Genomic DNA, 13,397 nt, shown 5'->3' with positions numbered 1-13,397 from the left:
GACTGTCGCCGAAGCACGCAGCCTGAAAGCTCAGAGTTGCAGCAAAAAAACACGCGCCCCCAGAATGGGGGGACAATTGGGGGGACAGAATAGTTAGCAGCAGGAAAACCCAGTAAAACCTAGGAAAATATCAAAAATAACGCCGCCCACAAGCCGGCTTTTTAATTGTCCGAAATAATCCTATTCCATCTGAGAATCCTGCCGATAGCCTAGCTATTACGGACGCTTCAAGCATACCCCTGTCCAATGGCGTTCAACGCCATTGGACCTCATCCGACGATGAAGTGGGGGGGACAAGAAGATCAACGTCGTTCACCGCCAGCGTTTCAACTTCCCCAAGCCCCATATAAGCTTAGCCAGCAATCGACCAATCGGATCACGCTCAAATCCGGTATGGCGCTGCGGGCGTTCTACTCTGTCGCCGCAGCCGATTTCATCAACCCGCGTCAGATGCCCACCGAGGTTTTAGCTGAAACGTCGTGCCAGATTATCGGTGCGTTTTTCTTCGATCATTCGATCCGAGGCGTCGTAGACAAATTGGTACGCGGCGGTGTTTTCATTGACCATGACGGTCAGGCGAATGGCTTGTCATACCCGTAGGCCCTTGGCGTCCCGTGGCTACTCGCCAAACCACGTGCAGTGCGTAATAACCGAGTAGTCTGGTCTTTGCCGTCAGTGTGCGTGAGGACCTGTGAGGCTGATATTGACAAATACGACTGGCCATTTAATTAACCTCGGCAATTAACATGCTCACACACGCTATTTTTGTAGCTCTCCACCTAAAAACTGCCATCTTACTTAATCGTAAGTTATGACGCCCTTCATGATAGACATCGAAAGTCTGCCCGCCGATAAGGATCAACTGATAACGTAGTAAATTCGCTTTTCTTTATCTATTGCTCTTATCATTGCGTAAATCTTCATAATTTTTTTAAAGCTGGCCATATGCACTTCTAACGCCTCCTTATTAACCTTAAACTCTTTGGAGGACCAATTAGCATCATTTATCTTCTCTTCTAGGTCACGAAGTATTTGCTGTCTCTCTTCATTCTGGGCGATGAGTAATTTGGCGACTTTGGGAAAGTACTCCGCCAGCCTATCCAACCCCCCCATAAACCGAGATGCAGACTCGGTAATTTCTCTAGCGATAGCATAGACAGGTTCGATTTCTGCGAGCTTTTTCTTTTCTATCTCTATTTGCCTGCCAAGATCCCTATACGCATCTATATCATCACTAATAATTTTCGTCGTATTTACGCAAAGAGCGATTATACCAATAACTAATATGCCAATTGCAACCTTCACTGCGAGGGTCACGACGGTTTCTTCAATCGGCGTTTCTCTCCCCGTAAACTCACCTTTCACATCTATGGGAGACGACTCATTTTCTTTTACAACCGTTTTGCCTTCGCGCAATTCTACATCAGCCCAAATCCTATGAACCATGCTGGAAAATCCCTTATAGCGCTGAGATCGAAGGGTGGCGAGCTTGTCACTTATTGCTTTTGCCTCGCTCTCCAGCTTTAAGGGAACCGTCGCCAAAAGCGAAGTCGAATTATTGAATTCTGTTTTTGCGGTTTCATATGAGTCTCTCAAGTCAACACAAATATCTTTAAACGTTTGATCAGTAAGCCTTTCCGTCAAAACATTAGACGCCTTGGACAAGAGCCTCATTTGATTTTTTAATTTAACAACATTAACCTCATTATACTTACTTTCACACAGATAGCACACATCCTTATAAACAAAATCAAGCCTCTCTGAGATATAAGTCTGATATCCGGTAATTAAGTTTTTAATATCTTTTACGTCTTGCTTATTATCCTTTACCGAAGAATTTGACCAGCTTTTAAGCTTCTCAATCTCCGCAATCATTTTTCTGATGAGAATAGGCTGCGCGCCCTCAGTAATCTGCCTTAGAGAAGCCCCAAGTAAAGTCATGGAAGTTTCAACAACCTCATTGTACCCCTCTGCAAACATGCTCAGCGCCTCAACATCAATCTCTGAACCCAACATGTCATCACCCTCGCTTAAAGATATTGCACTCACCTATTAAGCAAGCTAGCACCACTTACAGACTCAGCACTATTATATTTAATAGAAATCGGTCCATGCCTGAACGTCAAGTAACCACAATATCTGCCAGTAACCTCTGCAACCAATAGGGCCGGGCTTCGGCATTAAATAGCCTCGCGTAGTCCGGGTGACTGTGTGGTGTAAAACCTGCACGCATGTTCACTCGATACTGCTGAGGTGAAACGCCAATATATTTACGGAACATTCGAGCTAATTGCTGACCATCAAGTAAACCACCACGACGAGCAACCTTATCTACCGGCAGATTGCTGTCCATTAATGCCTGACGCGCCATTTCCAATCGTAGCAACAATAGAAAGTAATACGGTGAATAGCCAACTTCAAGCTTGAATTGTCGACGAAAATTTCGTTCGCTCATGCACAGGTTTCTCGCCGAAAGGTCCATGCTCAGGTCTTGGTCCAAATGACCCAACCACCATACACAGATCCGATAGGTAATAGAGTCAGCACGTATGAGCAGCGCACTTAACATAGTGAGGAAGCTGGACTCAGGAAGCGCGCACTGGGTGCCCAGCGTATCGAACGCCTCCCCAAAGAATTCTTCGCGCAGGAGAAGCAACGCGATGTCGCGAGTATTAATGCACTCGTCCGTAGTATGGAAACGCCCATCTACTTGCAGCCGTCTACCCGACTCCACTTTAACAGCCGGGTAGCGCACGCGTAACGTCGCCGCCAACGCTGAATGTGTCGTGACCCGCCGCTGATTCAATAGCCCCGCAGCCGCCAACCAGAAGACGCCGGCCCCCAACGCCACGACTTGACGTGCATGGGGGCATGTCCGCTGCAACCATTGGAGCACTGGCGGTGGCAGTGAGGACACTGAATCCGGCGACCCATGAGCAACGATCAACATGTCGATACCCGTGGGCACATAGTCGCAGACAGCTTGAGTTTCGACTTTTACCAACGATGTAGAGGGAGAAACCAGCGTCCCGCCGGCCAGGGAGTAAACCTGTGTGACGTAGGTGACTACACGGCTACCGATCAAGGAGCGTTCGTTGAAGAAACAAAGGGTTTCCAGCAGTTTGACTACATCACCGACAAAACAACCGGGGTACGCCAGAATGACCACTGACCGAACACCTGTATCGACCGTAGACCCCATCGTTAAATGGCTCGGCTGGATCACGCTGTGTATCAAGCTTTTATAGAGCATTCCATTAGCTCCAGATCTCTCAGGCCCAACGGGGCCGAGGTGCAAATGACCAGCCCAAACGCATGGCTGGTTAGATTGCATACCGATTGAGCTGATGTTTATCAGGACGATGAAAACTAGATAACACTCAGCTGGAAGGCCCATGCTTCAACATTGAACCATTGAAATGATAAGCCCTAGAACAAAACTAGCGAGTGGCTTTTCTCGTCATGCTCATATCAACTTATCGCGTTGATGGAGTAGTTACTCCCGCACCTATACGGTGAAACGACTGAACAGATTTATGATTACAATCATCGTCGTTACGGATGCGCTTTTAGCGCGACTCGTTTGACGGCATTCCATCATGCGCGGCCACCTCATCTTTCTTATTTCAGCCGGCACTTCATGAATGACGCTCTTGATTGTACACAGACAAAATAAAGCATATTGAGTTGTTCGGTCAAGCAGAAAAGAGCAGACAGCCAATGTACGCTCATCGTCATGAACTATAAGACTTAAGCGAGGTCCAACGATTGAATTAATAATTAACAGGCAAGGCGCAAGCCCAACACTAACATTTTCAAACAGTTAACTCACCGCATAAAAAACACCCGCATTGCATTATAGATAAATCAATTAACAAAAAACATTCCCCCTCCACCCTGTGAATAAAATCCTTCTCGATCAAGAAGCCGAATTATTCGTAGCCCACTCAGCTTATTGGCTGATCTGTTTTTTTGCAAAATCGCCAACGAACCGCGTCTTGGCTATTTATGCAGCTACCCTGGCCAGATATGCAGGGGTTTAATCCTTCCTGTAAACCCGCTCGCGCATAACATAGACGAGGGAATTGGTGGTTAACCAAATCCCTTCATCCTCCCCAGCGTTTTCAGGAAAAACCATGTCCAGCAAACTTTTCAGCAATGTCGTAGCCGTCTCGGCGCTCGGTATCAGCGCAATGCTTTCCTTCAATGCGAACGCTGCGACGGCGACAAGCAACATGGCCATCACTGCTACCGTCGCCGCAGCCTGCACCGTATCAACCGCTCCATTGGTTTTCCCTGTGTACACCGGCGTTGACGTTCCTGGTACTGCGGACTTGACGGTCACTTGTACCAATGAGGCACCCTATAACATTGGGATAGGTGCCGGAGCCGGTGCCGCTGCAACGACCAGTACTCGATCCTTGACCAACGGTGCGGACAGCGTAGCCCTGAGCTACGGTATCTTCCAAGAACTGGCTCACACGACCAATTGGGGAGAGGTTATCGGCGACGATACGCTCCTTGGCGCAGGGACCGGCACCGCACAGACGATTGCGGTCTATGCCCTGATTCCAGGCGGCCAGACCGCTACAACGGTCGGCGATTACACCGACACTGTGCTCGTCACAGTCAACTATTGATACAACGCCCAGTGCCCACGACCGGACGCGTCACCCTGTTTTGGGGGCTGACACTCGCTGGCCTGTGCAGCCTCTGTGCACAGGTCCATGCGCAAGCATTGGAAATCGTACCCATCAGTCAACAATTGGCTCCGGGGCAGCGCGCCGCCAGTTTCACCCTTACCAACCGGGCCGATAGCGAATCAATCATCCAGATACGCAGCTTCGGCTGGAGCCAAAACGCGCAAGGGGACGCACTGCACTCTATCGATCAGTTGATTGTCAGCCCGCCCTTCGCGCGAATCGCTCCAGGCCAATCGCAAATCGTGAGGATAATGTTGCGCCAGCACGTCGGTGAGACCGAACGTGCCTACCGCATCGTCTTCGATCAGCTTCCCGGAAAAATCAGCGGCGGCAAGATCGAAATGACCCTGCGATTGACCGTACCGGTATTCGCCAACGTCGTGGAAACAGCCAAGCCGGATTTGCGGTGGCGCATTGAATTACTGGCCGGCATACCCACCTTGATCGCCGTCAACCACGGCTTGCAGCACGGCAAACTGGTGGGTCTGGAATTGAGCAGCGCCAATGGGCAACACCTTAAATTGCTGAATCAGGGTTTGCCCTATGTCCTGGCCGGCGTAGAACGCCACTGGTCCATCGCCGATGCGCTGCATCAACTGAGTGTCGGTGCCAGGGTGCGATTGCGGACATCCGGCCCAGGAAGGCCTCATGAGCAATGGCTGGTCGTCGGCGGCACCATGTGAACTCAGTACGCCTGGTGGGGTTGATGCTATGTTTGGTCGGACTACTGACCACATTGCAAGCCAATAGGGCGAATGCCGATGCAGGACTCTCATCACAACGGCAGAGTCTGCTGCTTGATGTGTTCATCAATGGCAGTAGCCGCAAGAGCATCCTGGAGTTCATTCAGGTTCAAGGCAGCCTATTAGCCAATACCCAGGAGCTCCAGAGCCTGGGTTTGGTTCTGCCCGATCACGGCCAGCAGGGTCTAATTGACCTGACCCGCATTCCCGGCTGGTCTTACCAGTTGGACCTACCGGGCCAGAGCATTCAGCTCCACGTGCCCGGTAGCAATATGGTGCCACAACGCCTGACTCATGAGCAGAGCGTCTTCAGCGATCTGCCACTGCGAAGCGATTTGGGGGCAATGCTCAATTACGACACCCAAGTCACCCGTTACGACGACCAGATCAGCGCGAGCACCTTGGCGCAATTACGCTTTTTTGGTGATCGTGGCGTATTTGAGACCGGCGTCCTGCGCAACAGTACTCCCTATAGGAAAAGCACCGTGCGTTTGAACAGCACCTACACCTATTCCGATGTGGCCAATTTACGAACGTATAACGCTGGCGACTTCATCAACGGCGGTTTGCCCTGGACACGCCCCGTACGCATGGCGGGTGCACAGATAACCACCAACTTCAGCCTGCGCCCGGACCTGGTAACGTTCCCCTTGCCTGGCATCAGTGGCGAGGTGGCGGTTCCTTCATCCGTCGATGTCTTCGTCAATGGTTTGCATCGACTGACCAGCCAGATCGATTCTGGCCCTTTTGAAGTATCTCAATTGCCGGTCGCCAATGGCGGTGGCGACATTTCGCTGGTGGTCAAGGACGCCAGTGGTCGCCAGGTCAACCAGACCTTGCCGTTTTATGCCAGTACGGCCTTGTTGCAACCCGGACTGAGTGCCCTCTCGGTGGAACTGGGCCGCGTGCGTCGAAACTATGCCAGTGAATCGAATAATTATGTCGATAGCGCAGGCTCCGTCAGCTATCGACATGGCATGACCCCAACCCTGACCCTGGAGAGCCATCTTGAGAGCACCTCCGGGTTGGTCATGGGAGGCGTCGGCTCCAACGTTCTAGTCGGCAGTCTCGGTGTATTGTCCGCCACTGTTGCCGCCAGTGATCATGCAGGAAAATCAGGCTTGCAGTATGGGTTGGGCTTCTCCCACTCCGCGCCCGCTTTGAATTATGGCTTGAGTATCTTGCAGGCCGACCAACAGTTTTCCGATATTGCCTCGGTCAACGACGATGCCATGTCCCGAACGACCCTACGTGCAAACCTGGGCATTCCGTTGCCTGGGATCGGATCACTCGGGTTGGTTTATGCAAGAAAACTGGTCGATCTCTACGAGCAGTATGACTTCGAGAACGGGTTTATCGCCCAACCGGAAAGCGTCTATAGTTCCACGCTTTCCGCGAGTTTTTCAACCCGCCTGCCTTGGCGGACCTTCGGTTTTGTCACCGCGTTTCATGACTTCGAAGGCACCAGCGGCAATGGATTGTTCATCGGCATTTCCATTCCCATAGGCCTGCGAGCCACGGTCAGTGCCAGCAGCAGTGTCAGCGGCGGCAGCGCCTATCAAACCGTCCAAGCCCAACAGAGCGCCGTACAACAAGGTGATTTTGGCTGGCGACTCGCTCAACAAACCGGGGCCCAGAATCGCCAGAGCCTGGGCATGGAGTACAAAACACCCTGGGCACTGGTCGGCGCGCAAACCGAAAGAGGCAACGACGGTGATGCCTTTCGTGCCACGGCGCGGGGTGCTATCACCACCATGGACGGACATTTGTTTGCGTCCAACAGTGTCAGCGACAGCTTCGCCATTGTCGACACAGACGGCCTGGCCGGCGTGACGGTCTTGCGAGAAAACCGTCCCGTCGGTCGCACCAATGCCTCTGGATTACTGTTCGTCGAGGATCTTCGCGCTTACGAGAGCAACCTCTTGACCATCGACGCCAACGACGTGCCCATGGACTCATCACTGGCCAATGTCGACCGTCGCGTGCGACCGCGAGACCGCTCCGGTGTCGTGATCAAGTTCCCGATCTCACGCAGCTATGGCGCCACCCTGCGGCTGGTGGATGAACAACACCAACCGCTGGCACTTGGCAGTCAGGTCAGCCTAAATGGCAACGCTGCCCAGGGCGTTGTCGGCTACGACGGACTGACTTTTTTCGAAGGACTGGGTGCGCACAATGAGTTGCTGGTCCAACCTGCGGACAAGCCCTCATGCCATGTGGCATTCGAGTACCAGCCACAAACTGACAGCATTCCTGAAATCGGTCCCTTGATCTGCTTGACTGGAGCACGCCCATGAATCCTTTCGCTTGGCCAGCCGTCCTCATCATCGTCCTGTGCAGCCCGCCTGCCCTTGCCTACACCTGCTCGATTGCAGTGAGCCCATTGAACTTCGGCGTGGTGGAAGGCGTCGCCGAGCGGACCCAATTGAGCACAGCCACTATCACGGTAGTTTGTCAAAGCGACGCCAGTGCGGTGAGTGTCAATTACCAGATACTCCTCGAAGGCACCACGGGCGGTGCAGAGCGCCACATGACTTCGGCGACTGGCAACACGAACTATCAGCTTTATACCTCCAGCACCTATCAGCAGGTCTGGGGCAGCGGTGGCGCGGTCAGCGGCACAATTTCCGACGGTTATGGGCTTGGCGCCCGCTCAAGCGTCTCACGCACTTACACCGTTTATGCACGAATGCAACCAGAACGTTACGACAGCCCAGGCACCTACAGCGATGTCAAGGCGGTGCGACTCATCTACTGATTCTTGTTATTGCCTGGTATAGGCTGGGGAGCCAGGACTCATCGGCCCTCGAAAAAGCACACTCGAATTGCCAAGAAAGCGTTCATGAAACCGGGCAAGCACCGACCGCGAAAAGTACTTCCCTTGAAAGAGATCTAAACCCAGGCTCCACCAGCAAGCTTGCGCTCTGATCAATACACCGGCGTCAAAGACTCGCCCTCGTATTTAAGTCCCGCGAGCATTCAGGAGGCAGATCCTGGAGTCCTTTGAGGGCGAAACGATAGATGTTCGCCCCGTGTGGCTTAAGCTATTTTGACGGTGGCAACGCTCAAGCCCAAGACGTCATTTATTCGAGACGCTTCGCGCCAGCGCTTGGCGGTAAAAACCGAAACCAACCCTGCAATCCACCCCATGGACCCTACCGATACACTCCTGTCAACAGCGTCCCATATGGCTATCCAAGCGCCGCAAGGGCATTGAAATGAGGCTTACAGCCGGGAAGCTCGCGAGCCGGACAACCATCAGCTCCGGGTTTTGAATACCCGGTCTACTCCCCCTCTATAGTCACTTTGCTTGAGAAGTGCTCTTCGCTTTCGAACAAAAGCAGCACAATCTCCAATATCGGAACACCGTACCAAAAACAAAAAAACAGTCACTTGTTCTTCATTGAGGAACGGTGTACCGTATTTTTGCGTAAGCGCTCCACCCAAACTGAGTGCATTGGACGCCTATAAGAGGAAACAAAAATGACTGAACCGATGACCGAAGAAAAAGAAATCTCCTGGGAACGCTGGACAAAAAAAAGGACGTTCGTGCGAGGCCTTGAAGGCACCTATGGCGAACTGGTGGCCGAGCTTTTTAGCCAGCCTCGTATCTATCCGACCCAAGATCTGAAGTGGAAAGGCGGACCTCAGAATTTCGGCAAGAAAGTCATCAACCCGCAAGCTACGAAAATTGCCCAATCGATCGAAACCCATGTTGATGCCTTTTCGCCAGGGGGTCATGGTCAGAAACACGGCCATATGAATAGTGCCGTATTTTTCGTGCTAAAAGGCAAAGGTCATGACATTCATGACGGGCGCCGTATCGACTGGGAAGCCGGCGATGCACTGATCGTCGAGAATGGATGTGTCCACCAACACTTTTCCGACGACGCCGAGAATGAATCGATTTGCCTGATCATGAAAGCAAAACCATTGTTCCTGTTTATGCACCTCATCTTTCAAGAAGTAGTTGAATATCCACCAAAGACGCCTGTTCCCGGGCAAGAAAATTATGCTCCGCCAAGCTCTTTGTAAGCAGCCTATAAATAAACGCCCAATAATAATTTCGTGAGGAATAGAATGAGCACCGACACCCCTTTTGTTTCTGACATCGAACGTCAGCGTGCACGCACAGACCTTAATGCCGACTTTTACGCCAAGGCCCTGGAAGCGTCAAAAGAATTTCGCCGCGAATACAAAGAACGAAAAAACGTAGTCAAACACAATGAAATGCCCATGGAGCGCAGCGCCGACGGTCTTATTAAGCATATTATCAATGAAGGCATGAATACCAAAGAATGCGCCCTTGATATCTACATGCAATTTCTGCCTGCCAACGGTTCGACAGGCACTAGCCGCCATCTGTCTGAAGAGGTAGCTTTTGTAATCGAGGGTACAGGTTACGATCTTCACTATGACGTCCGCTTCAAATGTGAAGACGAATTCGTCTGGGAGTGGGAGACCGAACCGAAGAAATATGAATGGGGCCCAGGTGATTTTATCTATATCCCGCCTTATTGCGCGCACAAACGCTTTAACACGGACGCCAATACCGAAGCCCGAGTAGTGGTCATCAATAGTCGAATGATGAAAGCTATTGGCTTTGACTGGTTTGACCAATTGGAACCGGCAAAGGGCTTTGAAGATCTGTGGGTACCGCCGACAGAATAAACAAATAGCCATTCGGCTCCGCTGTCGAAGGCAATATGATGAAGCAGGCTCATATAAGTATAATAAGTGAGGAACGCCATCGTGTGGATGTTAACCAAAGTGCTGGCAAGCATGATTTTGCTGGCAGGCATCATCGTATCAACAGGGTGCGGTCCCGGCTCCCGTCAACGCAGCGAAGCCGATTTCTCCAAAGGTAAGAACATTACTTATATCGTCACCACCGGCCCAGGTGGAGGCTACGATGTCTATGGTCGTATGACGGGCGGTTTCATGCAGAAGTATATTGGAGCCGACCATGTTGTGATCAGAAATGTGCCGGGTGCAGGGCACATCGTCGGCACAAATACCCTTTGGCAGTCCAAGCCGGACGGCCTGACGATAGGTACTTTCGATACCGGTCTCATCTACGGCCAGATCATCGGCCGCAAGGCCCAGGAGTTTGATCTTAAAAAGTTCGAGTGGATCGGAAAAGCCTCCAGTGACGCTCGGGCAATCGTCGTTTCTAAAACGTGCGACATCAAAACAGTAGATGATTTGCTGAACGCGAAAAAACCGGTGAAATTTGCCGTCGCGGGTATTGGCTCGGCCTCTTATGTGGATTTAAAGCTCGCCGCTGAAGCGTTGAATCTGAATATCGAGCCCATCGCCGGCTACAACGGTACCGAAGGTGAGATGTCGATGATGCGTGGGGACACCTGTGCAACGCTCGGCTCCGCTAGCTCGATGGCAGACTTTGTCAGTGCCGGTAGTGCCTCTTATCTGCTGACGATCGGCGACAAGATGGAGGGAGTTGCCGATGCAATGGATTATGCCAAGACCGACGAGGCTAAACACATCATTTCGATGATCAGTTCCATGGCACAGCTCGGACGCGTTACCGCCGCCCCTCCCGGGACGTCTCCCGAACGCGTCGCCGCGCTTCGTGCTGCCTATAAGAAGTCGCTGGAAGACCCAGGGCTTTTGGCTTACGCAAAGAAGATGAATCTGCCAATAAAACCTGCGTATGGAAATGATGTTAAAGCATTAGTGACCGCGGCACTGGATCAAACTCCCGAGACCGCGGCGATCATCGCCAGAGCCGTCGAGGCCAAGTAGCTATTACATTATCAACTTTGCGGCATCAGAAATTGCCATCCGACTTATCGGTCGGCGGCGCTGGCATCTTCCCAAGCAAGTCAAGGTGAGTTATGGATATTGGCGGCATACTCAACTCGTTATGGGCATTATTGGGATCACCCCATAACCTTCTCATGCTGATAATTGCAGTCCCTATCGGTATGTTCTTTGGCGCAGTGCCGGGGCTCGGTGGCAAGCTCGGCATTGTCCTTGTGATCCCTTTTGTCTTCGGCATGGATCCAACAGCTGGAGCAATCTTCCTGCTAGCCATGCATTCCGTGGTACATACCGCCGGAGCGATTCCAAGCATTCTGTTTGGAGTGCCTGGCACTGGCGCGGACGCCGCTACGGCTGTCGATGGTTTTCCGATGACAAAAAAAGGTCAGGCAGGACGCGCTTTGGGGGCAAGCCTGGGAGCCTCCGGCCTGGGCGGTATTGTCGGGGGACTGTTTTTGTTGCTTGCCACCCCTATCGTTCGGCCACTGGTGCTGGCAATTGGTCCTGCCGAGTTTTTTCTATTGGCTCTATTTGGCATTACCTTTATCGCCATGCTCTCCGGTGAATCTCTGATAAAGGGGTTACTGGTAGGATTCATGGGCTTGATGTTCTCGTTCGTCGCACTTGATCCGCACACCGGTACGCAGCGTTATACATTCGATATGTTGTTTCTGTGGGACGGCGTCGACATCATCACCGTGGTACTGGCTATATTTGCAATTCCGGAAATGATAGCCCTGGGGGTGGCCGGTGGTTCCACCTCCATGATTGCGAAGAAAGGTCCCAGCTATGGCTTGGGCGAAGTTCTCCAAGGTGTTCTGGATGTGTTTCGCCATTGGGGCCTGGCGCTGCGCACGTCGCTGATTGGCGCCTTCATCGGCATGGTGCCAGGTTTGGGCGGCGACGCTGCTAGCTGGATCTGTTACGGGCACGCCGTTCAGTCCTCAAAAACCCCGGAGCGATTCGGCAAAGGAGCCGTGGAAGGTGTTATCGCGCCTGAGGCGGCTAATCACTCGAAGGAAGGGGGCTCGTTGATTCCCACGTTGTTCTTTGCTATTCCTGGCTCGTCTGGCATGGCCATCATGCTCGGCGCCCTGGTCATGCTGGGCATTCAACCAGGGCCTGCGCTGGCACTCAATGGGATGGGGTTGGTCTGGACACTTTTCTGGGCAATGATATTTGCCAATGTCCTGGCGTGTGTCATCTTCCTGTTTCTGGCCCCTTCGTTTGGCTATTTAAGTTATATCAGAGGCGCACTGTTAATTCCGTTTATTCTAGTGTTGACCTTTTTGGGTTCGTATCTAAGCCACCGGGCATGGGAGAACCTGGCATTACTGCTAGTGTTAGGCGTATTTGGCTACTTCCTTAAAAAATACAAATGGTCACGTCCCCCATTCGTGATTGGTCTCATTCTCGGCCCCATTACCGAAGACTCCTTTCACAAATCAATGTCACTTTGGGGGCCCAGCTTCCTGTTGCATCCAGGCCCTATATTGCTGGTGGCGCTCATTGCTTTTAGTATTTGTTATTACATATGGCGTGCAGTGAAACAAAAACGTAAGGAAAAGGAAAAAATTTATGCGCCTCAGACGGACATATAATGGGCAAGTGTTGACAGCGTTGGCTATGGCAGGGTTCTTTCTGGCAACTACTGCCATTGCTTTCAGCTTCCCGCCCCAAGCTCGCTTGCTACCATTGATGGTCGGCGTGCCAGGTTCGATTCTCGGTCTGGCGCAGTTGTACCTCGAGCTCCATAAGGTGGTTGCGCCGACAGACAACAATGCCAAAAAAGACATGCAAAAAAAGGAAGCGGAGATGTTTCTGTGGATTTTCACTTTCTTTATCGGCATTCTTTTTTTCGGATTCGTTTATGCAGCACCTGTCCTGATTTTCGGCTTTCTCTATCTTTATAAGAAAGAGAAAGTCAAGGTAGCAATCGTGAGTGCTATTGGAATCTGGCTCTTACTATTTGGTTTATTTGAAAAGCTTTTCGAAATCCCGCTTTTCCCTGGACTCATTCTAGAATGGCTCATCGGTTAACCGGATCAGGACAGGGGCAGGCGGCAGATATCTCCATCTCCTGCCCTGGGCTATATCGCTCAGGGCAGGTTTCGGCGGTATGACTACGATGAGTCCAGTCCTTTCTGGAAGCACATGACCCACCCAA

Annotated in this window: 11 protein-coding genes and 1 pseudogene; 9 read left to right on the top strand and 3 right to left on the bottom strand. The window is 51.7% G+C overall.

Annotated features, from left to right (window positions below):
* Positions 1-348: 348 nt before the first annotated feature.
* From BMX68_RS07735 to BMX68_RS07725, 3 genes and pseudogenes are all read right to left on the bottom strand, one after another.
* Positions 349-629, bottom strand: a pseudogene (locus BMX68_RS07735) (hypothetical protein); the annotation flags it as partial.
* A gap of 229 nt (positions 630-858) precedes the next feature.
* Positions 859-2,016 carry a hypothetical protein gene (locus BMX68_RS07730; protein WP_074862005.1) on the bottom strand — a complete coding sequence of 386 codons (1,158 nt, stop codon included), beginning with the start codon at positions 2,014-2,016 and terminating at the stop codon, positions 859-861.
* Between the two features lie 106 nt (positions 2,017-2,122).
* A complete protein-coding gene (locus BMX68_RS07725) occupies positions 2,123-3,253 on the bottom strand; it encodes a GlxA family transcriptional regulator (RefSeq protein WP_017131364.1) in 1,131 nt (376 codons plus the stop codon).
* A gap of 883 nt (positions 3,254-4,136) precedes the next feature.
* Here BMX68_RS07725 and BMX68_RS07720 point away from each other — a divergent pair.
* The 9 genes from BMX68_RS07720 (at position 4,137) to BMX68_RS07680 (ending at position 13,270) form a co-directional block, all read left to right on the top strand.
* Positions 4,137-4,640, top strand: a complete 504-nt coding sequence (locus tag BMX68_RS07720) for a Csu type fimbrial protein (RefSeq protein ID WP_026013107.1) — start codon at positions 4,137-4,139, stop codon at positions 4,638-4,640.
* Positions 4,641-4,651: 11 nt separating this feature from the next.
* Positions 4,652-5,386 carry a fimbrial biogenesis chaperone gene (locus BMX68_RS07715; protein ID WP_017131361.1) on the top strand — a complete coding sequence of 245 codons (735 nt, stop codon included), beginning with the start codon at positions 4,652-4,654 and terminating at the stop codon, positions 5,384-5,386.
* On the top strand, positions 5,383-7,743 hold the full coding sequence (locus tag BMX68_RS07710; RefSeq protein WP_248672796.1) for a fimbria/pilus outer membrane usher protein: 2,361 nt from the start codon (positions 5,383-5,385) through the stop codon (positions 7,741-7,743). The genes BMX68_RS07715 and BMX68_RS07710 overlap by 4 nt, the downstream gene beginning before the upstream one ends.
* Positions 7,740-8,204: a Csu type fimbrial protein gene (locus tag BMX68_RS07705; RefSeq protein WP_017131359.1), complete on the top strand. Its 465-nt coding sequence runs from the start codon at positions 7,740-7,742 to the stop codon at positions 8,202-8,204. Before BMX68_RS07710 ends, BMX68_RS07705 begins: the two co-directional genes overlap by 4 nt.
* A 725-nt stretch (positions 8,205-8,929) precedes the next feature.
* Positions 8,930-9,481 carry a cupin domain-containing protein gene (locus BMX68_RS07700; RefSeq protein ID WP_017131358.1) on the top strand — a complete coding sequence of 184 codons (552 nt, stop codon included), beginning with the start codon at positions 8,930-8,932 and terminating at the stop codon, positions 9,479-9,481.
* 45 nt (positions 9,482-9,526) lie between these two features.
* The gene (locus BMX68_RS07695) at positions 9,527-10,117 is read left to right on the top strand and encodes a cupin domain-containing protein (protein WP_017131357.1); all 591 of its coding nucleotides are present in this window, start codon (positions 9,527-9,529) and stop codon (positions 10,115-10,117) included.
* 87 nt (positions 10,118-10,204) lie between these two features.
* Complete coding sequence (locus BMX68_RS07690) at positions 10,205-11,212, top strand: Bug family tripartite tricarboxylate transporter substrate binding protein (RefSeq protein WP_017131356.1); 1,008 nt, start codon at positions 10,205-10,207, stop codon at positions 11,210-11,212.
* A 92-nt stretch (positions 11,213-11,304) separates the two neighbouring features.
* Positions 11,305-12,831 (top strand): tripartite tricarboxylate transporter permease, encoded by a 1,527-nt coding sequence (locus BMX68_RS07685; RefSeq protein WP_017131355.1) that lies wholly within the window; start codon positions 11,305-11,307, stop codon positions 12,829-12,831.
* Positions 12,809-13,270, top strand: coding sequence for a tripartite tricarboxylate transporter TctB family protein (locus tag BMX68_RS07680; RefSeq protein WP_017131354.1), 462 nt, complete (start codon positions 12,809-12,811; stop codon positions 13,268-13,270). The genes BMX68_RS07685 and BMX68_RS07680 overlap by 23 nt, the downstream gene beginning before the upstream one ends.
* The last annotated feature ends 127 nt before the right edge of the window (positions 13,271-13,397 follow it).

It is taken from the genome of Pseudomonas agarici (genome assembly GCF_900109755.1).
Taxonomy (GTDB): domain Bacteria; phylum Pseudomonadota; class Gammaproteobacteria; order Pseudomonadales; family Pseudomonadaceae; genus Aquipseudomonas; species Aquipseudomonas agarici.
This window is presented reverse-complemented; position numbering and strand designations above follow the sequence as displayed.

Excerpts from the sequence above, each read along its gene's own strand:
- BMX68_RS07700 (WP_017131358.1), top strand. The coding sequence starts at position 8,930 with ATGACTGAACCGATGACCGAAGAAAAAGAAATCTCCTGGGAACGCTGG.
- BMX68_RS07705 (WP_017131359.1), top strand. The coding sequence starts at position 7,740 with ATGAATCCTTTCGCTTGGCCAGCCGTCCTCATCATCGTCCTGTGCAGC.
- BMX68_RS07690 (WP_017131356.1), top strand. The coding sequence starts at position 10,205 with ATGTTAACCAAAGTGCTGGCAAGCATGATTTTGCTGGCAGGCATCATC.
- BMX68_RS07720 (WP_026013107.1), top strand. The coding sequence starts at position 4,137 with ATGTCCAGCAAACTTTTCAGCAATGTCGTAGCCGTCTCGGCGCTCGGT.
- BMX68_RS07680 (WP_017131354.1), top strand. The coding sequence starts at position 12,809 with ATGCGCCTCAGACGGACATATAATGGGCAAGTGTTGACAGCGTTGGCT.
- BMX68_RS07725 (WP_017131364.1), bottom strand. The coding sequence starts at position 3,253 with ATGCTCTATAAAAGCTTGATACACAGCGTGATCCAGCCGAGCCATTTA.
- BMX68_RS07695 (WP_017131357.1), top strand. The coding sequence starts at position 9,527 with ATGAGCACCGACACCCCTTTTGTTTCTGACATCGAACGTCAGCGTGCA.
- BMX68_RS07685 (WP_017131355.1), top strand. The coding sequence starts at position 11,305 with ATGGATATTGGCGGCATACTCAACTCGTTATGGGCATTATTGGGATCA.
- BMX68_RS07730 (WP_074862005.1), bottom strand. The coding sequence starts at position 2,016 with ATGTTGGGTTCAGAGATTGATGTTGAGGCGCTGAGCATGTTTGCAGAG.